This is a genomic window from Acinetobacter sp. LipI_23 (assembly GCF_058243045.1).
Genome location: NZ_JBZAYJ010000002.1, coordinates 1 through 25,352 on the forward strand (window position 1 = coordinate 1; position 25,352 = coordinate 25,352).

The window sequence follows — 25,352 nt, forward strand, 5'->3', positions numbered from 1 at the left end:
GAATATTTTATGCAGCAGTGAGTTCCGTAATTTTCTTTTTCAACACTGATACTTGTACGGCTGAAGATCGAAAGCTATTTCTGCATCTGCATTGAAGGCTGTTAATACCTCGGCTTTTGGAGCTGTTTTTTTAGCCCCTATGATTAACCACGATTGTTTAACTAATATGAACAAAGTCGTGAAACATTGGTCAAAGAATAGGCGTGAAACATGAAAAATCATAAAAAAAGCCCAATCGGGTGTGATTGGGCTATAAACTAGAAACTACAGCATTGATTTCTAAGGAAAATTATAACACATTTCGTATAAGGTGTATTATGTTAATTTTAAAAATCTTTGAAGCAGATGATTGAGTATCTTAGTTTTGACCTCTAATCAGGTTAGATCATATGTAATATAAGTATCTAAAAGTTAGGAGAACTCATGAATAATAACTACTCAAAACCTATAATAATTTATTGGATTAAAATATTGTGATCAGATACACAAAGTATATTAGGTCACAGCAACATTAAATAGTGATCCGATCCAAGCACTGAATAACATTGCGACAATTCCCCAAATCATAACCCGAACAGAACCTCTCCAGATACTTACACCGCCAGCATAACTCGCCAATGCTCCCATAATTCCGAGAGTTAAAACTCCAATCAGCATGACACCTTTATCTAAATATTGTTCAGGCAGAAGCATCATTGAAATTAAAGGAAATAATGAACCTACAGAAAATGCGAGGGCTGAAGAAGATGCCGCTAGAAATGGCTTGGCAGAGGTATGAACTGAAATGCCAATTTCATCACGAGCATGTGCATCTAAAGAATTATGCATAGTTAGTTGTTTAGCGACATCTTCAGCTAAAGTTGGTTCTAAACCACGTTGTATATAAATATTTTTTAGTTCCTGCAGTTCATGTTCAGGATGGAGTTTTAACTCACGTGCCTCCATTTTCAGATCATTTTTTTCAATATCTTGTTGTGATTTAACGGAAATATATTCACCTGCAGCCATTGAAGCCGCCCCAGAAATTAATCCCGCAACACATGTTACTAATAATGTTTGAGAAGAAGCACCACTGGCTGCTATTCCGACTACTAGGCTTGTTACAGAAATAATCCCATCATTAGCCCCTAGTACAGCCGCACGTAGCCACCCTGACCGTTCAATATAATGTTTTTCGATATGATAAGAATGGCGCACAATATAGTCCCTTGCTGTTATCAGAATGATTATAGTAAATATTTTTTATCTGTAAACCTTAATTGAGCTAGACAATAGAGAATATAAGTCACTACTGATGCATATCCATTACATTTAAAATAACCTTGTTTAATAATGGGTGTTATACGTATTAAAAAAACCGACTCCAATGTTCAGGCTTCGTATAATCCGTATTAAGCTAATTGTAGACAAAATTAATATTCACATGATCTTCCAATTTTAAAATTGCGCTCTAATGAGCGCCATTTTTTTTTGACTGTATTCTTAATATTCACCTCAGCTTGAGCTGCTATTCTGCAACTAAAATACAGTCAACAAAGGTTTTTTATGGCTCAGAACACAGCAACATCTTCTACAGATTTACTGATTCGATTTCTGCATATCGTCATTATTTTGAGCTTTACTGGGGCTTATCTCACGGGGGATGCAGAAGAATGGCATCAAGTGCATATGGCGTTTGGCTATACACTTGGTATTAGCCTGATATTAAGAATTTTATGGCAGTTTCTTGCTTCTCGATTTGCTCATACTCAGCCTTCAGGGGCGAGCCGTCGATTTAATGTGATCAAGCCATTTGTGCAGCGCTATTGGGCGCAACCGCAGCAATGGCTTTCCCCAGCATTTTTAAAAGCAGCCAGTTCCAGCCTGTTTCAGCTGAGCATACTGGGTGCTTTTTGCCTGATGCCCTTAACTGTACTGGCAGGCTTTTTAACAGACTATACGCATAGCCACAGTTTAAAAGAAGTGCATGAACTATTCGCAAATCTGTTTTTAGCTACTGTATTACTACACTTGACAGCACTGACACTGAATAGTGTTCTACTTAAAAAATGGCTAGCAAAGCGTATGTTTTGGGGGACACAATCACATTCATGGTTCACCCTGTTTGCTTCAGTCCTTTCACTAGGCGTGTTGGTCGCTTTCTGGTTTTGGTATTTTAGCTAAGCTTTTATGAGAGCAACACAGATGAAGCTCTATTTAACATAATGGCGGTTACACGAAGTACACTTGTATATTAATATAGATATCAACCACTTAGTAAAAATAGAAAATCCTAAAATGAACAAAAAGCCGACTTTGAAACAAGTCGGCTTTTTTATGATCGATTTTGATAGTTCTTGCCAATAAATTTGACTAAAAATTACGCTTTTCAACTTGAATGATACAATTTTGTGATACATTATTGTATATACAAATTTGAATGTTTTTTATGGAACAGTATTTCGAATGGGATGAGGCAAAGAATCGAAAGAATCAGAAAAAGCACGATGTCTCTTTCGAAACAGCAAGCCTTGTTTTTGATGATCCATTAAGGATCTCAATCCAAGACAGACATACCGATGGTGAAGAACGTTGGCAAACCATTGGAAAAGTAAAAGGCGTACTAATGCTCTTAGTAGCTCACACCATCTTTGATGAAGATGACTGTGAAATCATACGAATCATTAGTGCAAGACAAGTCACTAGGGCGGAGCGAGATAGATATGAGCATGGTTAGATACTCACGCAAAGAACTGAATGAAAAATTCAGCGACAAGCAAGATGCTGAAATTCAACGCTTGCTTGCTAAGGGAACGGTTCCTGACGATCAGCTAGATCTCTCAGATATGCCCGAAATTACCGACTGGAGCAATGCTGTACGCCATAATCAATTCTATCGCCCAGTGAAGCAACAGACTTCCATTCGTTTAGATGCTGATGTACTTGCATGGTTTAAAGCTCAAGGCAAAGGCTATCAAACACGAATGAATGAAATTTTGCGGGATGCCATGCTAAAAGAATTAAAAAATCATCAGTAAAAATGGGAGCTTAAGCTCCCATTTTTAACCTTGTATAAAGTGTATCATGTTAGTTTCAAAAAACTTAATTATCCGTATCATCTACTTCATAAGAAAACTCTAATGGGCTTGCTGAGGTCCAACCAGTTCGTTCAGGCATTCCATGATAGTGTCGTTTTATACTTCCTTTAGTAGCTATAACTTTAAAACCTCTACGCATAAAAGCATTTACAACTCTATCTCTCGGATGTTTTTTAGAACCAGGAGAAGCTGAAACAAGGGCCGTTTTTTGAAAAATACTAGGTTCAGAACCTGAAGCACTACCAATTAAACGATCTAATGATTCTGTGGAAACATTTCGGCGGCTACCATGATGTGGAACTTGCACAAATTTAATGTATTCCTGAATTTGCAAGCCATGATTTTCAGCATATTCAGCAGCTTTAGTTAATGCCTTCACACCACTGTCACCAGTAAGTAGAATTCCTTTATTTAAGATATCCGCATATAAAATTACACTACTATCATTTTCTGCTGATGTTTCAACATTATTAGGTAAATTCTCTTCATTCCATGCTTCACGTAGTATGTTTTTAACGGTTTCAGCGAAGCTTTCCAGACTATCAACAAATTTCTCAATTACTAATTTTGCTTTAGTTGGCGTTTTTGAAAAGTCTGGTACTAATGTGTTTATGTACCATTCTTTATCAGGAGACAAAACCGTAAATGGTCCTATCTGAGCACCAGCATAAGGTTCATATATAGGAATAGATTTTTCTTCAGCCAGTTCATATACGCAATGAGCCATTCTTAGTTTCTCTTTCATACGTTCACTAAGACTATTCGCTGTCATACGTCCATCATGGAATAGATCTAAAATCTCATCACTATATTTCCAAGGCTGATGAATCCAAACTTCCCCAACGTCCATATTTTCTAAGACATAAATTAACCCAGAAACATGGTCACCATCAGGATGTGAATTGATTAAATAATCAATTTTCTGTGTCCCATAATATTTTTTAATATGTGCAACCATAGCTTCACCAGATTTTCTGGTTCCACCATCATAAGCAATAATTTTTTCTATTCCGTCTTCAAAATAATGGAAGAGAATACAATCACCACTCTTTTCACCATTCCCAACAGGTAAAAATTCTATCTCATAACTTGTAATCATTATTAAGTACTCAAATCATTCTGTTAGAATAGATGAGGATACTTTTTTGAATTTCAATTAAAAATGAAAGACTTATTTGGCTATTTTGATGAATACACATTAAAAGCACGATTCTTGCCAGCCTGTATTGCTGGATTACCATTATTAGCTCTTATAGCATCTTATTTTGACTGGAATAAATTTTTAATATCCAATGTCATCGTTGGTGTTCTTATCGGATTTTTGATGGTATTTCTACTATCAAATGTTGCAAGATATATGGGCAAAAAAGTAGAAAAAAACTCATTAGTTGATTGGAAAGTTTTACCCTCAACCGAACTTATGAGACATAGTGATAATTCTTTAAATAAAGTAAAAAAAGATAAGATTCATGAGCTACTTACACAAAAGTCACCTTTCACTATGCCTTCTCCTCAAGAAGAAATTGCTGATCCAAATATGGCTGACAATGTGTACAGTGAAACTATGACTTGGTTAAGAGGAAAAACTAGAGATGAAAAAATATTACTTAATGAAAATATTACCTATGGATTCATGAGAAATAGTTTGGGATTAAAATGGATAGCGCTATTGATATGCTTAATCTCATTCATAATTTTAGTTGCTTTATTTTTCCTCAATTATGAAAGTTCTTTAAAAGATTTTCATCAACTCGGTATTTTTATAAAAAAAGTTAAAATGGCTTTATGGCTAACTTTAGTAGTTAGTCTTTTAATGCCTTTGTATTGGAGTTTAATTATTAATAAAAATAACTTACGTAGAGCAGCAATTAACTATGCAAAGACGTTAATAGACCTAACCTATAAAGTCTGATCCTAGCCAAAATAATAAACAATAGATCCTTTTTAAAAGAATCTATTTAACATAAAATCTCTTATTCGAAATCTGAATGTTAGAACCCATTTAAAGTGTCTATATTCTCACCAATAAAAATGTCTGGTTTATGATGGTTTTTATCACCATGGACTGGATATAAAATATAGATGCTGATCACTATGTCTGACAAAGAAATTCAACGGCTTGCAGTTCTGCAAGACGTTCGAGATCATCGTATTACCCAGGTCCGTGCTGCTGAAATCCTGAATCTTTCCACCCGTCAAATTACCCGGTTATTGCAGAAGCTCAATCAAGATGGTGTCTCAGGTATAGCACATGCCAGTCGTGGTCAACCTGGCCATCGTCGCCATGATGACTTGTTAAAATCAAAGTGCCTTTCCATTATTGCTGAACATTTGCTGGGCTTTGGACCCACCTTGGCGCATGAGAAGCTCAGCAGCATGTTTGACCTGAATATCCCGGTAGAAACGGTTCGTCGCTGGATGACTGCAAATGACCTCTGGATTCCTCGATCCAAGCGCCTGAAACGTCCATATCAGCCTCGATACAACCGTGATTGCTTCGGTGAGCTGATCCAGATCGATGGCTCATATCATGACTGGTTTGAAGGCCGAGCTTCCAAATGCTGCTTGCTGGTTTATATCGATGATGCTACTGGCAAGCTGTTGCATTTGCGCTTTTGTGAGGCTGAAACGACCTTTGACTATATGCTTTCAACCCGAGCCTACATTGAACAATACGGCAAGCCTTTGGCCTTTTATAGCGATAAACACTCGGTATTCCGAGTCAATCAGAAATCGAGCCAAGATAGCAAGATCACGCAATTTGGGCGGATTCTGAATGAGTTAAACATTGATATTATCTTCGCCAACTCACCCCAAGCCAAAGGCCGTGTGGAACGTGCCAACAGAACCCTTCAGGACCGCCTGATCAAGGAGATGCGCCTGGAAGGCATTGGTTCGATTACCGAAGCCAATGCTTGGCTACCCTGCTTTATTGAGCATTTCAATCAGAAGTTCGCTAAATGTGCACGAAACTCAAAGAATTTACATCGACCATTAACCGAATCTGATCTTGAACTGGATGATATTTTTACCTGGCAGGAACCGCGTAAGGTCACCAAGAATCTGACCCTGACCTATGACAAGTGTATTTATATGCTTGAACCGACAGAGCTGAATCATAAGCTTGCTGGGCAATACATTTCATTTCTGGAGTACCCGGATGGAACTATCGCCATCATGTATGAGGGACGGAAGATCAACTACAGCATCTTCAATAAACTGGCTGGACTACAGCAAAATGCAGTGGTTGAGAATAAAAGATTAGGCTCGGTTCTGGCCCATATCCAGCAACAGCATGAAGCATTGGAAAAACAGAATAAACGTTCCCGCCTCAAGAAAAGTATGCCGAGTCGTAAAGCTCAGAAAGCTGTTATTGAACAAAGAAAGTTGAATCCTGTACTTGACTCTTGTCGTTAAAAACACGACATTTTAAATGGTTTATCGCATAGACATTTTAATTGGTGAATAACACTGAATGTAAATCCAAAATAGAAATATAATTTTGGACAATTAACTCTAATATTTTTCGGTCAATATTTTATGTTGATAAAAAACAATAGCTTGAGCTTTTTTAATTTTTGAATTAAAGTTTTATTTAACGAATTATTACTCTGAAATTAATGACTATTATCAAGAACGTTACTGACTTTCCAGAAAATTTTTTTGGCTTTCACCCTGAGGACTTAAGTCCAGATGAAAAAAATAGACCTCTAGGAAAAATTTTCATAAAATTACAGAAGCTTAGAAATGATCTTGGCCTAAAATGTATTCTCATACCAGGATTCGCATTTAAATCAATTTCGATTATCAATATTGAACAAGATGAAAACTATCAGCCAATCACACAGTCCAGCACCATCCATCTTCCAACACAGCAAGAATCTTGTGAAACGAAAGACCAGCTGCAAATCGAACTGGAACGTGTAGAAAACAGTATTGTTCAACTCAATCACGAAATCAGTATTTACTAACGCTATGCCGATCAATTCCCACGGCTGTCGAATGCTCTTCATTATTCCTGCATGAATCACAGCCAAAATAATTTAGAACTACTCGAATGTGAAACGTAAGAGTCTATATGTACATATCGTTCATTTGTGGCAAATGAGAACCTCAACTAAAACGATCTCGTGTCCTTTAGAATGTTTGCGTAGCAGTCATGCTTATAGTGTGACTTTTGATAATGGTAAGGAGTTTTCAGAGCATAGTAGGATAACAGATGCATGCATAGACACTTACTTTGTGGATCCATAAAAGTCTAATCAACGCGCTAAAAATGAAAATACGAATGAATATTTGCCAAAATCCTTATCGTTTGATGATGTATCAAAAGAGCGAATAGAATAGATAGAGTTTGGTCTAAATAATCGTCCTAGAAAGATACTATGTTGGTATACACTCAGTGAAGTGATCGCTGGTTTTTATAGTGTTGCACTTGTTGCTTCAATTCGTCTTATTTAAAATTTTATTAAAAAATTAAATTAAAGGTTTATAAGTATTTATATATGTTTATATATATTTAATAAGGTTTATAAGGATATTTTTATATTTAAATTCAATTGGTTATTCATTAATAACCATACGTTTTGTCCGTTCAACCATACGTTTTGTCCGTTCAACCATACGTTTTGTCCGTTCAACCATACGTTTTGTCCGTTCAACCATACGTTTTGTCCTATAACCATACGTTTTGTCTCAATTTATCCACAAAATTATCAATAGTAAAAATTCTCTTAAAGTGAATATACAAATATTCATTGCAGTTAGCACAATAAAAACTATAACCATGAATTTTTTCTATTCCAAATAAATGATGATGTTTTAAGCACTATCAATACGTTTTGTCCGATGTACATGCTTTTTTATTGAAGATTGGTTTTTCTTTCTATTGATATATTGGATTATTTTACTTATTTTTTTTATTGTAATGACATTAAAAGCATTTAATAGCAATGCTTTGAGCTTATTTGAATTTTATTTTTGATATAACCATACGTTTTGTCCTGTTCTCATTATTTATTAGATTATATGAAATGACCATACGTTTTGTCCGTTGTTGATAATTTTATTAAATATCTGTGAATAACCATACGTTTTGTCCGTAAGCTAAAAGATATATTTTTATTGATCTGTTTGCTTTCATTGTTGATTTCAATACAAAATGTTATTAATGTATGGTTATAAAATTGTAACCACGGAGTTTGGTTTGAAAAGTACAGAATTAATAAAGCCTTCTTCTCGTCGTGTTCAATACACTGATTTAGTGGCTACACGTAATGATATGACCACTGCAAATTACAGTTATGAAGCTAATGAAGAAAAGCTAGTGTACTGTGCTATGGTTGCTGTGCGCAAAAATGAACTAAATAAAAATATGCGCTTTGATCCAGATGAGTTAATTACGATTAGTGCAGCTAATTTTGGTGAATTGATTTCAGAAAAAGATTTAGATAAAGATGTTGTCACAGCAAGTGAGCTATATGAAATTCATCGGTATGGTGAAAAGGCCTTGCAGCGTGTTTATGATAGTTATAAGCCTAAGGTAATGTTGATCAAGAAAAAAGATGATCCTACACCAATTAAGGTACCAATGATTATTTATTGTCATTATAGTAAAGAAACTAAATGCATGCAGATTCGTTTTGCTAGAGAATTTTATAATTACTTCTACAACTTAATTAATCCGACAGGTATGACGCATTCATTTAGTACACACCAAATTCGCTATGTTATGCGGATGCGTTCTAATTATGCCATGCGGATTTATAGGATTCTCAATTCTGAATTATGGAAAGCTGAGTCATTAGGTATTCAGCAAATTCATGATATAAGTTTGGAAAGATTGCGTTTTGCTTTAGATATTGAAGATAAATATAAACTAATCGATAACTTAAAAAGCCGTGTTTTGAATGTTGCTAAAACACAAATTAATAAGTTAAGTAATCTTGAAATTGATTATGAAACGATTAAAAATGGAAAATTTGTTGTAGGTATACGTTTTACTTACAAAATGAAGGAAGAGCATAGAAATCTAATTTTTCAACGTATTATTGATCGATTAAAAGAAAAACATCTTAAAAATGCAATTCCATATAGTGATGATGGATCACACTTTAAAGATAAAGAACGCGTTAAATATATTAAACCAGTCACTAAGTTGAGCTCTAAGCAAATCACAGTTTTAGTGAATTGTGATGTTTTCTTAAACGATTATGGTTATTTTTTAGGTGATTTGGATACGATTACAGCTAAAAAAACGATGCGTAGCTTATTAACAAATAAGTTAGATATATTGAATGATCATAAACTTATTGATCTGGATTACTATTTTTGGATACAAGCAAAACGCAATATGAATATCTTTAAAAAAGATGCGTCTGAAGATAATATGGCAGAGCATGAAGATAAAAATATTGCAGATTCTGATATGGATGAAATTTTAGATCCTGCAGAAGATCAACTACCTTTCTGATGATAACCTTTCTTATGTATCATTTTTTAATCTTATATATATGGTAAATGGTAGTATCCAATATCAATCTATAACATATTGGATACTCAATTATAAATTTCCACTGTGGAAATTTATAATTTTTTATACCTTATCGTCTAAATCAGCAAGAAAAGCTTCTAGTTTTTCAATTTTTTCTTGATTAAATTCAGCATTTAAACTAGTACGAATATTTACGACTGTCTTCCCATTGAGATTTTTTTCAATCTTAATTGAGCCAAATTTAAGACCATTTTTATCTTTTAGTACCATTTTATTAATTTTAGACGTATTTGTGATATTTTGTTCTTGCTTTTTAGCTATCTCTTGTACAGTTAATGCTTTTTCTATTTCGTAAATGAATTTTTTTGATGGACGATTAGTTTCTGTAAATTCATTTAGATATTTTTTCCATATATTAAATGTGGCAGATTCAACCAATTGATGATTAAATTTTAAAACGAGTTTATTTAATTCGGTTAACAATTGTTGTGCAGTTGCACCTGAAATAGCTTTTGGATTTATTTTTAGATCTTCTTTTATATAATCTGGAAGTTTATAAAAGCTCATTAATCTAAAGTATTTAGATTGATCTAGTTGATATTTTTGAGTGATAAATTCTACATTTTGTATAGAGTATCCAAACTCATTACAATGTTTTTGTATGGCGTTGACTAATTCAAAATCACTAAGATTCGATCGATGTAAGTTATCAATCAATGAAATTAAAGCTGTTTTTTCCTTGGATTTATCATCTCGAATAATTGCACGAATCGTCTTATGCTTTAATATATCTCGAACAGCTCTAAACCTTTTTTCTCCACCGACGAGCTCATATCTTTCCTCTTTTTTTATAACAACAATAGGGTAAATTTGTCCATTCGTTGCAATACTCGTGGCAAGAATTTCAACTTCCTGTAAAACTTTATCTGTAATAATACGAGGTTGATGCTCTGAGAAGTCAATAAGTTCTATAGGTACATCAACAATATTATTTTCAATTGATGATATTAACGATACTTTTCCTGTTCCTGCTGCATTAATAAATGCCTGCTCCATTTCAAGAGAATCATTAAAATCGACAATTAATGGTTTTTTTGCCATTACAGGATCTCCACCAAAAATTCATTTAATTCATCTTTTGCTTTGCTGCTACCCATTTCTAATACTGATTTTCCTTCGATCATCGCATCGCGAAATTGTTTGCGATCACGCAAAATTGTATTTAGTGTTTTAACAGACTTGACTTGCTGTAATAGCTCTAAAGCAGCATCAATTTCTGTAGATTTATTATTAGTTGGGGCTTTATTTAACACCACAAATGTTTTTAAATTTTTATTCACTTGTTTTGCTGTATTTACTAATCTTAGAACAAAAGGTAGTACTTCAATATCTGTTTGACTAGGTTGTGTTGGAATAATAAGAACATCTGCTGTTAATAATGCTGAACGAAATTCAGCTGAATCACGCCCTGCAACATCCAATACAATATATTTATTATTTTGTTTTAATTGTTGTAATTCTTCTTTTAAATTATCTTTAAGAGCAATGGTTGTAATAGAATCTTGTAGTCTACGTTTACTCCATTTTATAGAGGATTGTTGATCATCTCCATCTACAAGAGTCGTCTTGCCTTTTTTACTCAGAGCAACAGCTAAGTTGGTTGATAGCGTTGTCTTTCCAACACCACCTTTTTGATTTGCGATTACGTATATTGTCATGGGTAATATATATAAAAATTAAATTTATATTAGCATAATAAAAAAATAAAAAAAATATTTTTAAATTTCCACTGTGGAAATTTAAAAAATCAAATTATCTATAAGCCTAGTTATTATCTTTTTCGGATTCAATAGGCCTTGTTGCACAAAGATTTAAAAATTAAGGTTCCCCATATCACTTCAAATTTAAGTGATAACTTGGGTATGAGGTTGGCCTAATTCCATAAATTTATTTAATACTGCTACACGGGCATGAATCTCATTGACCTGGCTTTGAAAGTTCCTTGCACTCAGTTTATCCCCCAATAATTTGATGCAATGCATTTTGGCTTCCACCAAAGAAGCAATGTACTATGATAAGATTAACCCGTTAGGTCAGGTGGCCTAACTTAAATAAAAAAGTCTCCGACAAACCCGGTACGGTTCAGTCCTGCTTTATCAAGGCTAAAGCAGGAAGGGAAATTTCCTCCAAGCCTTGTTGAGCACAGACAGATTAAATAAAAAAATAAGGCACTGTTGCAAATAGGCTGACATGATAAGCTAAATATCTTATTTATTTCGAGATACAGCAGATGAATCCCTTCCACGGTCGGCACTTTCAAGGTGAAATCATTCTTTGGGCTGTTCGTTGGTATTGTAAATATGGCATCAGCTATCGTGAACTTCAAGAAATGCTCGCTGAACGAGGCATAAATGTGGATCACAGTACAATTTATCGTTGGGTTCAGCGTTATGCTCCAGAAATGGAAAAACGGTTACGCTGGTATTGGCGTAATCCTACAGATTTACATTCATGGCATATGGATGAGACTTATATCAAAGTGAAGGGGCGATGGACTTACCTGTATCGTGCAGTTGATCAACGGGGTCATACGATTGACTTTTACCTTTCCGCTAGACGGAACAGTAAATCAGCCTATAGTTTTCTAGGAAAGATCTTCAATACGGTGAAAAAATGGCAAATTCCACGGGTCATCAATACAGATAAAGCAGCGACCTATGGCCATGCTTTATCACGATTAAAGCGAGAAGGAAAATGTCCAGTAGATATTGAGCACAGGCAGATTAAGTATAAAAATAACGTGATTGAATGTGATCATGGTAAGTTAAAGCGGATAATCAGGGCCACATTAGGATTCAAATCTATGAAGACTGCTTATGCCACAATTAAAGGTATTGAAGTCATGCGTGCACTACGTAAAGGACAAGCATCGTCATTTTATTATGGTCAGCCTCAGGGTGAAGTGTGTCTAATCAACAGGGTTTTCGGTCTCTAAGCACTTTTTAAAGGGAACATCATCGACTCAAATCTCTATTTGCAACAGTGCCGTTTTTGTAGTTCTCAGATTATTTTAAGTCATTTTTAAGATTCAAATTTTAGGCTAAAGCATATTAAAGTCTTTGAACTAAAAAAATGCTTAAGCTGCCTTCTTTTCCCGGTCTACGCCAGATCAAACCCATCAGCCTTGCACGCTTCAACCTGTTACTCGCCATTTGGCTGGGACTGGTCTTAAACTTTGCTTTCTATCAGAAAATCCATCAATTGACGCCTTATACCAACCTCAAGGCAGGCGCATTATTGGCGGCTACAGTCCTGGTAGTTATCGGCTTGTACAATCTGGTCTTGCAGTGGCTGAACTGGAAATGGAATGCCAAGATACTGGCCAGTGTGCTGATCATTCTGGGCGGTTTTAGTGCTTATTTTGTCAATAGTCTGGGGGTTGTTATTACGCCGGACCAGATCCAGAATATGCTGCAGACCGATGCTCGGGAAGTCCGTGATCTCTGGTCAATACGGCTGGTGATCTGGACGCTGGTCTTTGTGATTTTTCCTTTGTGTATCATCTGGATGCTGAACATTCAGCCTGCATCTTTCGGGCGTCAATTGTTGCATAAAAGCCTTAGCAGTCTGCTTTCGGCCGTATTGATTCTAGGACTGTTATTCTGTTTTTATGTCGATTATGCAGCCATCTTCCGCGAGCACCGCGATCTGAAGGGCATGATTTCCCCACAAAATAGCATTGCATCCACCGTATCCTACTATAAAAAGAAAGCACCTAAAGCGAATTTGCCTTTGATTCCTTATGGTGAAGATGCCCATCTGCTGCAGCAGGCTCAAATACAGAAACAACCCAAATTGATGGTGCTGGTAGTGGGAGAAACTGCACGTGCCGAGAGTTTCGCTTTAAATGGCTATGCGCGCAATACCAATCCTGAACTGAGCAAGTTACCAGTAATTAATTTCAATCAGGTCAGCTCTTGTGGAACTGCCACAGCTGTTTCAGTCCCTTGTATGTTTTCGGGCATGTCACGTGAAACCTATGATGAACAGTTAGCCAGCCACCGAGAAGGTTTACTGGATATTGCTCAGCGCGCCGGGTATCAGGTGACCTGGATTGATAATAATTCGGGCTGTAAAGGTGCCTGTGACCGGGTACAAAAATACCAGATTCCGGCACAACTGAAACAGAAGTGGTGTGATGCCGGTGGTGAATGTTTTGATGAAATCCTGGTGGATAGCCTGAAAGATTATCTGGCACATCTGGATAAAAACAACCCGAAACCACAATTAATTGTACTGCATCAGATGGGTAGTCATGGCCCCGCATATTACAAGCGTTCCAAAGCGCCATATCAGCCATTTCAACCGACCTGTAATACCAATGCTATTCAGGGCTGTAGTACAGAAGAATTAAAGAATAGCTATGATAATTCGATTGTATATACAGACCATGTTCTTGCCCAGATCATTGAAACTTTAAAGCAGCAGACTCAATATCAGACCGGTTTCTGGTACCTGTCTGATCATGGAGAATCCACCGGAGAGCATGGTTTATACCTGCATGGTGCTCCTTATAGCATGGCACCGACCCAGCAAACCCATGTCCCGATGCTGATGTGGTTCTCCGATGCCTGGAAGCAGCAGAATACCCAGCAGGTCAGCTGTCTCAAAGGACAGACCGAACAGGCCCGTAGTCAGGATCATCTTTTCCCCAGCTTATTAAGTTTACTGGATATAAAAACGCAAGTGACTGAAGCTAAAAATGATATGCTTGCACAATGCTCACCATCATTAAAGAATAGAGCTTGAAATGCATAAAATACTGATTATTGAAGATGACTTTATGATTGCCGAGTCGACTGAAACATTGCTCAAGCTGCATCAGTTTGATGTGCATTGGGTCAATAATGGGATTGAGGGTTTAAAACAGTTACAGCAGCAGGTCTACGATATTGTCCTGCTCGATTTAGGCTTGCCGATGATGGATGGCATGCTGGTGCTAAAAAATATCCGGCAGAAGTTTCCGAATTTACCGGTGCTGATTATCTCTGCCCGGGATCAGTTACAAAATCGGGTAGATGGGCTGAATCAGGGAGCAGATGATTACTTGATTAAACCCTATGAATTTGACGAGCTACTGGCCCGTATTCATGCCTTAATACGCCGTAGTGGTTTAAAAAATACTGTGACAGATATAAATAAGAAATTATCACACAGTGGGCTGGAACTGGACCTGGAACAGCACATTGCATGCTTTAATGATGAACCGATCGAGTTATCTAATCGGGAATGGTCTATTCTCACTGCACTCCTCATGCATCCTAGCAAAATTTTTTCTAAAAACGATTTAGAAGACAAGCTTTATGATTTTGATAGTGATGTAAGCAGTAATACGGTAGAAGTTTATATCCATCATCTGCGGGCAAAACTAGGAAAAGACTTCATACGTACCATACGTGGGCTAGGGTATCGCTTAGGATGAGCGCCATGCAGAAACGTTATTCCTTGCAAAAACGTCTAGTTATTTATATTTCACTGTTTAGCGTGGTGCTGGGCTGTGTGCTGATCTTTGCTGCATACCGGATTGCGCTCGAAGAAATTAATGAAGTACTGGATAAACAGATGCAAAGCCTGGCAGAGCGCATTTCAGAAAATCATCCGCAGCCCCTGCAAAGTCAAATCGATCTGGCAAAACAATACAGTGAAGAAGATTTATTTGTAGATATCTGGTCCTATACAGATACAGCCACTTCCTTGCATCTGCAGGATGTTCTGGTGGCGCCGGTCAGGAAAGCAGGTTTCTACAAGCATCAAACGCCGTATGGAACCTGGTTAACTTATATTATTCCTGGTAAGCAATTACAGATTCAGGTGAGCCAGCAGCAAAATGTCCGGCAGGAACTGGCGCTGGAGCTGGCAGCCAATATGTTTCTTCCTTATGTGCTTTTCTTGCCTTTTGCAGTATTTGGCTTAGGCTGGATGATCCGGAAAAATTTTCAGCCGCTCAATGATTTTAAAACTGAATTGGCCAGCCGCAAGGCACAAGACTTAAAGCCAATTGCAATGAAAGATTATCCCTTGGAGCTGGAACCGACCATTCAGGAAATGAATTATTTGTTTGGCCGCATTTCTCTGGCCCAACAGGAACAACGTCAATTTGTAGCAGATTCTGCCCATGAATTACGCACGCCACTGACAGCACTAAACTTACAGCTGCAAATTTTGCTACAGCAGTTCCCTCAAAGCGAGTCTATCCATAATTTGAGTCAAGGCATTTTGCGTATGCAGCATCTGGTCAACCAGTTATTGAGTCTGGCCAAACAGGATGTGACCGAAGGTTTAAGCGAACCTGTTCAATTGCTATCACTGAATCAAATGACAGTCACCTGTATCGAAGAACTAATTCAATTGGCGCTACAGAAAGACATTGATTTGGGCGTAGAACAGCAGCAGGAACTGTTGATTCAGGGCCAAGCTTCGGCCTTGCACTCGATTATTTATAATTTAATTGATAATGCAATTAAATATAGTCCGAAGGATGGCGTGATTAATGTATCTATTTTCCAGCAAGGACGGCAGGCGGTTTTACAAATTGAAGACAGTGGGGCAGGGATAGATCCTGCTCAATTCAATCAGATCCGGCAACGCTTCTACCGGATACATAACCATGCAGAAATTGGCAGCGGTTTGGGTTTATCCATTGTAGATAAAGCCACCGAGCGCTTGGGTGGAACACTAGAATTTTCGCGAAGTACCAATCTGAGTGGCCTTTGTGTACAGGTCAAGCTTCCTTTAATCGAAGCCTAAGCGAATAAGCTTCTGGTTTTTTTGGAGTTAAGGTTGCCTGATACTAGAGAGTATAGGAGTGGTCTTTTCTATGGGTAGTTTATGGCTAAACAGCGTATAGCCAATGACATTCATGCACCAGATAATCCAGCCAGTCCATAAATTATGACTCAGGAAATGTGCTCCGCGCATCATTTGTGCCCAGCCCATGGTCAACCCTAAAATTACTGCAGCGATCAGAAGAAAATAAGCACGCTTGCGGTTAGAAATGCGATAAACAAAATAACCAGCCATCAACGCAAAACCACTAGATGCATGCCCTCCAGGAAAACAGTGGCCCGCAGTAGCACTAAAATCCCACAAAATCCCGTTATGGGTAGGTATGGTCATATCCCAGGGACAGGCATGGGCCGACTGAGATTTTAAAATTCCGATCGAGGCCGTGGTCAGCACCACCATGCTAAAAAAATAGCCAAATTCCCAGCGCCGCGTATGCCAGTTCTGCCATTTTAGTGATGCCAACCAGGCCAGTAATAATGTGATATACACCAGAATCAGCAGGTCTTTCACATAGCGATGATTGAGTTCTGCCAGTGCCCATTGTTTTCGAAGTGGAAATTGACCATGATCATCGATAAAGGGATAGATGAGCTGTAAGTCCAGCACTCCTCCAATGTCAAAGAAGTTGAGAAGAATCAAAAAACTGAAGATCAAAAGTAAAGTTTGGGTCAGTAAAAACCGGGAACGGTCAGTGATCATTTTTAAGTTGTCCATTTCAGGCAGTAGCAAGAGCAGAGGTCAAATCAAATGACCAGCCAAAATGATGCCCCAGGTCAGGGCAATTAAACTAAGTGCTACAAACTGAGCCGCACTGCCCATATCCTTGGCATTTTTAGACAGTTCATGCCGTTCCATGGAAATACGATCTACCACTGCCTCTATCGCTGAGTTAATCAGTTCAATGATCAGCGCCAACAGGCACACGGCGACCATGAGCGCTTGCTCAACTCGGCTAACTGGCATCCAAAAGCTTAGAGGAATCAAAATAAGATTAATCAGCAGGATCTGCCGGAAGGCGGCCTCATTTTGAAAGGCGGTTTTCAAACCAGCCATGGAATAACGGGTAGCATTGAAAATACGTTGTATTCCGGAAGTGCCTTTATAAAGTGAACGATCAGGGGACATAGAAATGATTCAGTTAAGACGAAATTTGATTAATTTAAGTTCTTAACCTTAAAACTCTCTTAAAAATGGATGTCGATTTGATCCGCATTTATCTAATCAGATTTATGATCTAGATGTGTATTTCAATCAGCTTTCATATAAAAAAATTAATTTGAATGGATTGGGGAGAATTCACCTTTTGAATGTTTGTGTAAAAAAGCTGTTTATTTATGGCACTGTTGCAAATAGAGATTTGAGTCGATGAAGTTCCTTTTTAAAAGTGCTTAGAGACCGAAAACCCTGTTGATTAGACACACTTCACCTTGAGGCTGACCATAATAAAATGACGATGCTTGTCCTTTACGTAGTGCACGCATGACTTCAATACCTTTAATTGTGGCATAAGCCGTCTTCATAGATTTGAATCCTAATGTGGCCCTGATGATCCGCTTTAACTTACCATGATCACATTCAATGACATTATTTTTATACTTAATCTGCCTGTGCTCAATATCTACTGGACATTTTCCTTCTCGCTTTAATCGTGATAAAGCATGGCCATAGGTCGCTGCTTTATCTGTATTGATGACCCGTGGAATTTGCCATTTTTTCACCGTATTGAAGATCTTTCCTAGAAAACTATAGGCTGATTTACTGTTCCGTCTAGCGGAAAGGTAAAAGTCAATCGTATGACCACGTTGATCAACTGCACGATACAGGTAAGTCCATCGCCCCTTCACTTTGATATAAGTCTCATCCATATGCCATGAATGTAAATCTGTAGGATTACGCCAATACCAGCGTAACCGTTTTTCCATTTCTGGAGCATAACGCTGAACCCAACGATAAATTGTACTGTGATCCACATTTATGCCTCGTTCAGCGAGCATTTCTTGAAGTTCACGATAGCTGATGCCATATTTACAATACCAACGAACAGCCCAAAGAATGATTTCACCTTGAAAGTGCCGACCATGGAAGGGATTCATCTGCTGTATCTCGAAATAAATAAGATATTTAGCTTATCATGTCAGCCTATTTGCAACAGTGCCTTGGTTGGCACGTCTGGTTGCCGCCATATCCACAGGGAAATCCGAAAGCTTCCCACTATTGATGGTTACTCCAAACACTTGCTTGATGATGGCAACCCGCGTTGCCTCGCTTTCCATCGAATTAAAAAGGATGGTCAAGAGTTTGCATTGATAGAAGTGGATACTTCCGACAACAAGAATAAGTTATCAACGCTGCTGTTGAAACAGCAGGATGTGTTGTTTGATTGGGAACGAACAATCCGAGAACTGGAAATTAGGTTATTAAAAAGCTCCTTGGTTTGGCCAAGCAAATTTCTTAAAAAGATATTCGGCAGTGGATTTAAACGCGTTTCTCATCCAAAGTCCCCATCCGAAAGCAAATCGTTGTTGGACCAAGAGACGATCCTTCGTTGGGCTGAAAGGGTTTGTGGAGACATGGATTAATATCAACAGTGTGATTACTGAGCAGAACGCACTACCCTCACGCAAATGGAATAATGAGCAAGATGATTGCCAATCTGTATGAGGTGTGATAGAACGTTCATGTCGAAAGAGTGCAGACCGGATGGTAGCCCGGTCACTACCTACGCAAAGGTGGCAACTCTCCCTCTTTTGGGTATCCGCGACACCAGAACCAGCTTTTTTGCTGGGCTTTTGGTGTGTCTGCGGGAATCCCAACCTCTTGTTGGCACACCTTCTTCAACTACTTGTAACTGAGAGGTGTTCGCCCATGAACCTTACATCAAATACTATTCTTATCACTGGCGGTGCAACTGGTATTGGCTTTGCGTTGGCACAGCAACTTTCTGATCGGGGAAACCTCGTTATTATCTGCGGGCGAAACGAAGCAGCGCTACGCAAGGCACAGGTAGCAGTGCCAACTTTAATCACACGTGTCTGCGACGTTACCGATACTGAGAGTCGCCAATCAATGGTCGAATGGCTAAAAACCGACCATCCTAATCTCAATATTCTCATCAACAATGCGGGTGTTCAGTACCATCGTGATTTTAACCACGATCCTGCTGGAGAATCGCTTGATCAAGAGGTGGCTATTAATTTAACTGCCCCCATCCATCTGATTATTGAGTTATTGCCCCTCCTCAAGCAGCAGGAACAGGCTGCCATTATTAATATCAGTTCAGGCCTTGCCTTTTCACCGATGGCGGATGTTCCAGTTTATTGCGCCACAAAAGCAGCGATTCACTCCTTCACTCTCAGCCTTCGTCATCAGTTGAAATCGACAGGTGTTCGGGTCGTAGAAATTGCTCCGCCTATCGTCGACACTGGTCTTGGTGGCGGTACACGCAGTGAAGGAACATCCAACCGCATGATGGTCACACCGGAAGAGTTCGCTACCGAAACGATGGCTCAGCTTGAAGCAGGCCAGAATGAAGTTCTTGTGGGCGTTTCAGTCGATACGCGACGCTTAGGCGAGGCTCTGTTTGAACGAATGAATAATCGATCTTAAACAGTCCGAGGCCCGCTGTGGCTGTAGCCACAGCGGGCCTAATACCCAGGTTGGCTGGGTGCCAAACAGGATAAATTAGCAGGCGGTTGAGGAGTCATCTCATGACTATTTTAGCAGTAGGCGCTGCGGGTACGTTGGCTGGAGAAATCGTGCCAGCGCTTGTTCGCCGTGGTGCGATTGTTCGTGGACTTGTTCACAGACCAGAGCAAATGCAATTAGCAAAAACGCGTGGAGCATCGGAAGTCGCCATTGGTGATTTATCTGATCCCGCTAGCCTAGATGCGGCGATGGAAGGAGTCGAGGGGGTCTTTCACATCGGCCCTGTTTTCGCTCCAGAAGAGGTGCAATACGGTAAAAATATCATTCAGGCGGCACAGCGTGCCGGTGTGCGGAAATTGGTGTTTTCGTCGGTAATACACCCTGTATTAAACTTGCCTAACCATGCTGCCAAGGCATTGGTCGAAGAAGTGTTGGTCAATTCTGGACTGGAATACACGATCCTTCATCCAACCATGTTGTATCAAAACTATGCCGCGTCGTGGGATCGGATTGTTGAAACAGGTATCTTGGCTGAACCATGGTCCGCTGACACCCGCTTCAGCCGCGTAGATTATCGCGATGTTGCAGACGTGGCGGCTATTGCGCTGACTGAGGATCGTTTAGCATTTGGAACCTTCGAGCTATGCGCTCCCGATATTCTAACTCGTCATGGTGTGGCTGAACTCCTGAGTCAGGTTCTTGGTAAGAAAGTTGGCTATGCCACGCTTGATCGCAACAAATTGGGTAATGTGCCGAAGGACATGCTTACCATGTTTGAGCACTATGACCATAGCGGCCTACTGGGTAATCCTCTCACTCTTCGCTCTATTCTTGGGCGAGAGCCGCGGACACTTCGGGCTTATTTCGAAGAGTTGATGCATATGTTCAGGTGTGAGTGAGAGTAAAAGCTGTAGCTGAATACTCCGTTTTTTCGGATTAAGGAGGTCTACTCCTATTATTAAGGACACATCTACAAAAGGTATGACAGCCTATAAGGAGTGTTCGGAACTAAGTGAAGCAAATTCAGTTGTCGTGAAGTATTAAAACACCATGTTGAGTATTTGCTAGAAATTCATCATTTCCCCTAAATCGGATGAATTATTCCCATCGGAACTTTTAGGCTTTGTGAGTAATATGTAATCACTTGATTAATTTTATCTCTGGGTCTATTCAGGCTCCGTGTTGAGTACTGGTCAGTAAAGGTTAGGCAATGTCGCAATCAAAAATATCGATGAATCAACGTTTTCACATTGGAAGAGTCTTTGGCGTGTTTTCAGCACTAGCGTTAGCGTTGGTGATATTGGTTGGCCTCATCGGATGTTCAGGGTTGAATACCACTGAACAAGACATTCATTCTTTAGCATTTAACATTTATCAACAACAAACCATTAGCGATGTAAAGGCACATCGAGTGTTTCAGCAGATGGCACAAGAAGATGAGCTGATTTTCAACTCCCCGAATGAATGGACACCCAAACATATTCCGGAAGGAAGCAAACCAACTAAGGGAATATTGCTGGTACATGGATTAGGTGATTCCCCTTGGTCGTTTAGTGATCTTGCAGTGGCATTATCGGAACAAGGCTATTTAGTCAGAACGGTTTTATTGCCTGGGCATGGAACGTCTCCTGATGATATGTTGGATGTGAGTGCTGAACAGTGGCAGGAAGTTGTACATCAACAAGCGAAACAACTAGAGAAGGATGTTCCAGGAAAGGTGTACTTGGGAGGCTTTTCGACAGGAGCAAATCTTATTCTTGACTATGCCTATCAACATCCTTCTATTGCGGGTCTTGCATTATTTTCTCCGGGTTTTAAAAGTAGAGTGCCGTTTCAGTGGATAACGCCAGCGTTGTCAAAGGTGAAGCCATGGTTAATGACTCCTGACAGTGATGTTGATATCCAAACACCAGTGCGTTACATGACAGTGCCTACCAATGGATTTGCACAATATTATCGAACCAGCGTGTTAGCTCAAAAACTCCTTGAAAAACCTTATGACAAACCTGTGCTGATAGTGGCGACTGAGCACGATTCGGTGATAGATACGCCATATCTTTTAGAAGTGTTCCAACACAATTTTACCAATCCTAATAGCCGATTTATTTGGTATGGAAAATTGCCTGTTGAAGCCTCAGATACTTCAAGAATACTAGTTCGAACGGATAGAATCGACGCGCAGCGTATCAGTCAATTTTCACACATGGGAGTGCTGTTTTCACCAGATAACCCGCTGTACGGAAGTCAGGGACAATTACGTATTTGTTTTAACAATATGAACGCTGAAGAAAGAAAGGCGTGTGAAAATGGCTCGCCGTTGTGGTTTTCTGCCTGGGGGTATCATGAAGAGGGAAAAGTACACGCCAGATTAACATATAACCCCTATTTTTCATGGCAAAACGCTGTCATGTTTGATGTGTTAGGCGGCTAAAGGTTCAGATAAATTCATCACTTTCGATATTTTTAGGGAATTAAATCGCTGCCATTTTAATCGGTACTCTCTAGAATATTAATCATACGATTAATTAAGTAATGAGAGCCAGATTTATGTCTGATGAACATTCAGCTCAAAATGTTCCTTTGGAACAAAAAAAAGTGGGTCGACCTACTGGCGGTGAAAGTGACGCTCGTAAAAGACTGATTGACGCTTCTCGCCAGTTGTTCATTCGACTTCCTTACGAAAAAGTCTCTACTCGCCTGGTTGCAGAGCGGGCGGATGTCAATATCGCACTCATTCGTTATTACTTTAAAAATAAAGCTGGCTTACTCGAAGCCATGTTGCAAGACACCTTTGCACCCATGAGTGAATTTATACGCAAAGAATCTCGCGACTCCTTCAGTTTTCAGACCAAAATGCGTGTCTACTATCAGATGATGACCCCACATCCTGGTTTTCCTCGTCTTATTGCTCGATTGATGGACCGCCCTGAAGGGGACGAAGCAAGAGATGTTCTCATAAAGCACATGTCGAGTTTTGTTCTACCGGTTATTCAATTAACTAACAGCCAACTTCCAAACTTGAAAGAAGGCGTGGATATTGATCTTGCCCAATTGAGTTGTATCAGCTTGATGATATGCCCTTTTTTACTCCCTGATACGGCTTTCAAATTAATGAATATGGAACGTAATGAAGCGAGCCTAATGGCTTTGCTTGAACATAATGTGAAGTTGCTTGAGCAGGGTATTTTAAAGCAGAGCGAGGAAGATTTATGAGCCGCTTTAGTAGACGATGGTTATTCATTCCAGCGGCTTTAGTGGGGGGCGTTATTTTTGTATTTGCTATCAACAGTAAATCAACGCCCGAATTAAAAGCCGTCCAATCTAAAGAGCGATTAGTGGATGTTATTTCTCTAAGCAAGCAAAGTTTAGCACCACTGGTGGTTGGGTATGGTCGCGTTACCCCAAAAACTGAGTGGCAGGGAATTGCAGAAGTGTCGGGACGTATTATCTACATTGCTCCTGAGTTAGAGCGGGGAAGAATTGTGCCCGCAAACACACTTTTGCTGAGAATTGATCCTTTGGATTATGAGTTAAGTCTCGCGCAGTCTGAATAACACTAAATATAAAAAAAATGGAAGAATAATTTACTAAGTTATTGTTTTTAAGTTGATCCTTGTTTTATATGGGGGTGATAATAACTTCTGATTACTAGTTTTTACCTTAAATATACCGATTGAAAGATTCATTTAAAGGCTATGAATACATGAGTTTTACAGTTTGGCTAGGTCAGCATGAGTACTTTTCACAAGATTTAAGATCGACCATGAACGTGATTAAGTTATAGGGGATTGATGAAATAGTTTTTATGAATTTCTGGCTTTCTGGGCTGATTTTATCAAATTCATGTCTATGCAAAATTGCGACATATTTCTCGTGCTGGTAGTTATCCAGAGTTTGGTCTGCATCTATCCATAGTGCAGACCTTTTTTTGGTGACAGTTTTTTCTTAGTGATTTTCGATCTGGATGTAGTGATTTCACGTTTGCAGAATATATCTTAGCGGTGATCCATCTAATATTCGTGATTATAAAGAGAGCTAATTCACAGGTTCTACAGATTATGTAGCGACTAACTATATCAAAGTCTATTTGCAGTTGATGGTTGGCGCTTAGTTTATATTTACGCTTAGGTTTCAGTTAAAAAATCAATATTCTGTTGAATCCGTGATTGAATCATCTGTAGGGTAGATTCTCGAATTTGATGGGGATACAGGCGCTGCGCAATTTGACTAAATTGAAGTGCAATTTCACGCATGGTCAAGATGATCTCATCGACTTCTAGAGTAGTCAGATTAGCTTCTGAAGTACCGAGTTTATGTATGTCATTTCGGGAAATATTGAGCGCTTCTCCCATAATGTCCATTTGATGATAACCACCTGGACCCTCGCAGAAGGTCACATCATAGGCTGGAGCCAATTTCCATTGACCATTCTTCTCCATGAGAAATGAAAAGTTCTTAGTATGGTCATCCCGATTATTGAAAAGCACATTAAACACAGCACGTTTAAAAGCATGCAATCTTTCTCGTACATCTTGCGTACACATCAAGGTTGCCCGGAGAAAATTGCGATAGTCTAGGCTACCTGGAACTTTATAGTCTGCTCCTGTATATGCAGCCAAACTCTGCATTGGAATCCGCATACCATTTTGACGATCGAATCGTTTAGAAGCAAAAGCCGTTAAACCATTGGGCAAATTAAAGAAATGGGTATCTGGAGTCTCAATTGCACAAAGTCGCAAACATTCTGCATAGACGGCTTCAATGGCGCAGACTTCAGGATGCTCTTGCTGAGCAGGAAACTTAATCAGCCAGGCTTCATGTTGATCAGAATCTTGAGTCGAAAACTCTAAATTGACAGGATCTCGGTAAACCAACGCTTTTGGTCTGGCACCTTGAGGGGAGCCACCCATGACCAATAAATGCTGTAGAAATTCACCACCTTCACCTTTGAGTACTTCTTGAACTTCCTGGGCCAGTTGTTGTAAAGGGATATTTTCTGAGGTTTGCATGTCAGCAACACAAGGTTCAAAGGAGAGGGCACCCATTGCGTGACTACTAATATAGGTCAGACGCTCCAAAGGTCCAATTCGTGCTGAATTTAAGCCAATTTTTTTGAAATATCGATCCATCAACATCATGCCCCAACCATCTGGTAAAGCGTCATAGACTGGACCTGGGAGTCCCATTTGATGAGTAGGAAAACCTTGTCTGAATGGTAGACCTTTTAAAGGCAGCAAGTAAGAAGAGAGCTCAACACCTTGCTGTATTGCTTCTTGAACCGTACCGGGTTT

At 39.0% G+C, this 25,352-nt stretch carries 24 protein-coding genes and 3 pseudogenes; 18 read left to right on the forward strand and 9 right to left on the reverse strand.

From position 1 onward, the window contains the following. Positions 1-495 precede the first annotated feature (495 nt). Positions 496-1,197, reverse strand: coding sequence for a VIT1/CCC1 transporter family protein (locus tag AC4CVD_RS17160; RefSeq protein ID WP_002058850.1), 702 nt, complete (start codon positions 1,195-1,197; stop codon positions 496-498). 348 nt (positions 1,198-1,545) lie between these two features. Between AC4CVD_RS17160 and AC4CVD_RS17165 the strand changes: the two genes are divergently transcribed. The 3 genes from AC4CVD_RS17165 (at position 1,546) to AC4CVD_RS17175 (ending at position 3,017) form a co-directional block, all read left to right on the forward strand. After that, a complete protein-coding gene (locus AC4CVD_RS17165; protein WP_002054947.1) occupies positions 1,546-2,163 on the forward strand; it encodes a cytochrome b/b6 domain-containing protein in 618 nt (205 codons plus the stop codon). Positions 2,164-2,428: 265 nt separating this feature from the next. After that, on the forward strand, positions 2,429-2,716 hold the full coding sequence (locus tag AC4CVD_RS17170; RefSeq protein WP_058870606.1) for a BrnT family toxin: 288 nt from the start codon (positions 2,429-2,431) through the stop codon (positions 2,714-2,716). Further along, on the forward strand, positions 2,703-3,017 hold the full coding sequence (locus AC4CVD_RS17175) for a BrnA antitoxin family protein (RefSeq protein ID WP_005098515.1): 315 nt from the start codon (positions 2,703-2,705) through the stop codon (positions 3,015-3,017). The genes AC4CVD_RS17170 and AC4CVD_RS17175 overlap by 14 nt, the downstream gene beginning before the upstream one ends. Before the next feature lie 64 nt (positions 3,018-3,081). Here the strand turns inward: AC4CVD_RS17175 and AC4CVD_RS17180 are convergent, their stop codons facing one another. Beyond that, on the reverse strand, positions 3,082-4,176 hold the full coding sequence (locus tag AC4CVD_RS17180; RefSeq protein WP_005245147.1) for a ComEC/Rec2 family competence protein: 1,095 nt from the start codon (positions 4,174-4,176) through the stop codon (positions 3,082-3,084). A gap of 63 nt (positions 4,177-4,239) precedes the next feature. Between AC4CVD_RS17180 and AC4CVD_RS17185 the strand changes: the two genes are divergently transcribed. The 5 genes and pseudogenes from AC4CVD_RS17185 (at position 4,240) to AC4CVD_RS17205 (ending at position 9,549) form a co-directional block, all read left to right on the forward strand. Beyond that, the gene (locus AC4CVD_RS17185) at positions 4,240-4,989 is read left to right on the forward strand and encodes a hypothetical protein (RefSeq protein WP_005245148.1); all 750 of its coding nucleotides are present in this window, start codon (positions 4,240-4,242) and stop codon (positions 4,987-4,989) included. A 170-nt stretch (positions 4,990-5,159) separates the two neighbouring features. Next, positions 5,160-6,494: an ISNCY family transposase gene (locus AC4CVD_RS17190; RefSeq protein WP_490753541.1), complete on the forward strand. Its 1,335-nt coding sequence runs from the start codon at positions 5,160-5,162 to the stop codon at positions 6,492-6,494. Positions 6,495-6,697: 203 nt separating this feature from the next. Next, positions 6,698-7,048: a hypothetical protein gene (locus AC4CVD_RS17195; RefSeq protein WP_490753543.1), complete on the forward strand. Its 351-nt coding sequence runs from the start codon at positions 6,698-6,700 to the stop codon at positions 7,046-7,048. Between the two features lie 88 nt (positions 7,049-7,136). Beyond that, positions 7,137-7,538, forward strand: a pseudogene (locus tag AC4CVD_RS17200) (IS30 family transposase); the annotation flags it as partial. A 700-nt stretch (positions 7,539-8,238) separates the two neighbouring features. Further along, positions 8,239-9,549 carry a replication initiation protein gene (locus AC4CVD_RS17205; protein WP_004758940.1) on the forward strand — a complete coding sequence of 437 codons (1,311 nt, stop codon included), beginning with the start codon at positions 8,239-8,241 and terminating at the stop codon, positions 9,547-9,549. Between the two features lie 123 nt (positions 9,550-9,672). Here the strand turns inward: AC4CVD_RS17205 and AC4CVD_RS17210 are convergent, their stop codons facing one another. The 3 genes and pseudogenes from AC4CVD_RS17210 to AC4CVD_RS17220 form a co-directional block, all read right to left on the reverse strand. Next, complete coding sequence (locus AC4CVD_RS17210; protein ID WP_004758941.1) at positions 9,673-10,671, reverse strand: ParB/RepB/Spo0J family partition protein; 999 nt, start codon at positions 10,669-10,671, stop codon at positions 9,673-9,675. Then, positions 10,671-11,288 carry an AAA family ATPase gene (locus AC4CVD_RS17215; protein WP_004758942.1) on the reverse strand — a complete coding sequence of 206 codons (618 nt, stop codon included), beginning with the start codon at positions 11,286-11,288 and terminating at the stop codon, positions 10,671-10,673. The genes AC4CVD_RS17210 and AC4CVD_RS17215 overlap by 1 nt, the downstream gene beginning before the upstream one ends. A 186-nt stretch (positions 11,289-11,474) precedes the next feature. Further along, positions 11,475-11,630: pseudogene (locus AC4CVD_RS17220) on the reverse strand (IS5/IS1182 family transposase); the annotation flags it as partial. A 230-nt stretch (positions 11,631-11,860) separates the two neighbouring features. Here AC4CVD_RS17220 and AC4CVD_RS17225 point away from each other — a divergent pair. From AC4CVD_RS17225 to AC4CVD_RS17240, 4 genes are all read left to right on the forward strand, one after another. After that, positions 11,861-12,565: an IS6-like element IS1008 family transposase gene (locus AC4CVD_RS17225; RefSeq protein ID WP_001067783.1), complete on the forward strand. Its 705-nt coding sequence runs from the start codon at positions 11,861-11,863 to the stop codon at positions 12,563-12,565. A 137-nt stretch (positions 12,566-12,702) separates the two neighbouring features. After that, complete coding sequence (locus AC4CVD_RS17230; protein ID WP_000916208.1) at positions 12,703-14,379, forward strand: phosphoethanolamine transferase; 1,677 nt, start codon at positions 12,703-12,705, stop codon at positions 14,377-14,379. Position 14,380: 1 nt separating this feature from the next. Next, complete coding sequence (locus AC4CVD_RS17235) at positions 14,381-15,052, forward strand: response regulator transcription factor (RefSeq protein ID WP_005246441.1); 672 nt, start codon at positions 14,381-14,383, stop codon at positions 15,050-15,052. 5 nt (positions 15,053-15,057) lie between these two features. Then, complete coding sequence (locus AC4CVD_RS17240; protein WP_120385345.1) at positions 15,058-16,377, forward strand: sensor histidine kinase; 1,320 nt, start codon at positions 15,058-15,060, stop codon at positions 16,375-16,377. Between the two features lie 27 nt (positions 16,378-16,404). Here the strand turns inward: AC4CVD_RS17240 and AC4CVD_RS17245 are convergent, their stop codons facing one another. The 3 genes from AC4CVD_RS17245 to AC4CVD_RS17255 form a co-directional block, all read right to left on the reverse strand. Then, on the reverse strand, positions 16,405-17,115 hold the full coding sequence (locus AC4CVD_RS17245; RefSeq protein WP_120385344.1) for a phosphatase PAP2 family protein: 711 nt from the start codon (positions 17,113-17,115) through the stop codon (positions 16,405-16,407). Positions 17,116-17,154: 39 nt separating this feature from the next. Further along, positions 17,155-17,541, reverse strand: a complete 387-nt coding sequence (locus tag AC4CVD_RS17250) for a diacylglycerol kinase (protein ID WP_005404852.1) — start codon at positions 17,539-17,541, stop codon at positions 17,155-17,157. 263 nt (positions 17,542-17,804) lie between these two features. Continuing rightward, positions 17,805-18,509, reverse strand: coding sequence for an IS6-like element IS1008 family transposase (locus AC4CVD_RS17255; protein ID WP_001067783.1), 705 nt, complete (start codon positions 18,507-18,509; stop codon positions 17,805-17,807). On the opposite strand from AC4CVD_RS17255, the gene AC4CVD_RS17260 reads away from it, so the two are divergent. The 6 genes from AC4CVD_RS17260 to AC4CVD_RS17285 all read left to right on the forward strand — a co-directional run bounded on the left by AC4CVD_RS17260 (position 18,486) and on the right by AC4CVD_RS17285 (position 23,615). Continuing rightward, positions 18,486-18,995 carry a Tn7-like element transposition protein TnsE gene (locus AC4CVD_RS17260; protein WP_490753560.1) on the forward strand — a complete coding sequence of 170 codons (510 nt, stop codon included), beginning with the start codon at positions 18,486-18,488 and terminating at the stop codon, positions 18,993-18,995. The two genes, AC4CVD_RS17255 and AC4CVD_RS17260, sit on opposite strands and share 24 nt — an antisense overlap. Before the next feature lie 286 nt (positions 18,996-19,281). Further along, on the forward strand, positions 19,282-20,022 hold the full coding sequence (locus tag AC4CVD_RS17265; protein ID WP_102077227.1) for an SDR family oxidoreductase: 741 nt from the start codon (positions 19,282-19,284) through the stop codon (positions 20,020-20,022). A 101-nt stretch (positions 20,023-20,123) separates the two neighbouring features. Next, positions 20,124-20,960, forward strand: a complete 837-nt coding sequence (locus AC4CVD_RS17270) for an NmrA/HSCARG family protein (RefSeq protein ID WP_102077228.1) — start codon at positions 20,124-20,126, stop codon at positions 20,958-20,960. Between the two features lie 311 nt (positions 20,961-21,271). Next, on the forward strand, positions 21,272-22,492 hold the full coding sequence (locus AC4CVD_RS17275) for an alpha/beta hydrolase (protein WP_490753546.1): 1,221 nt from the start codon (positions 21,272-21,274) through the stop codon (positions 22,490-22,492). A gap of 116 nt (positions 22,493-22,608) precedes the next feature. Next, on the forward strand, positions 22,609-23,274 hold the full coding sequence (locus tag AC4CVD_RS17280; protein WP_490753547.1) for a TetR/AcrR family transcriptional regulator: 666 nt from the start codon (positions 22,609-22,611) through the stop codon (positions 23,272-23,274). Next, on the forward strand, positions 23,271-23,615 hold the full coding sequence (locus AC4CVD_RS17285; RefSeq protein WP_198080491.1) for an efflux RND transporter periplasmic adaptor subunit: 345 nt from the start codon (positions 23,271-23,273) through the stop codon (positions 23,613-23,615). Before AC4CVD_RS17280 ends, AC4CVD_RS17285 begins: the two co-directional genes overlap by 4 nt. A 570-nt stretch (positions 23,616-24,185) precedes the next feature. Here the strand turns inward: AC4CVD_RS17285 and AC4CVD_RS17290 are convergent. Next, positions 24,186-25,334, reverse strand: a pseudogene (locus tag AC4CVD_RS17290) (type II toxin-antitoxin system HipA family toxin); the annotation flags it as partial. Positions 25,335-25,352: the final 18 nt, after the last annotated feature.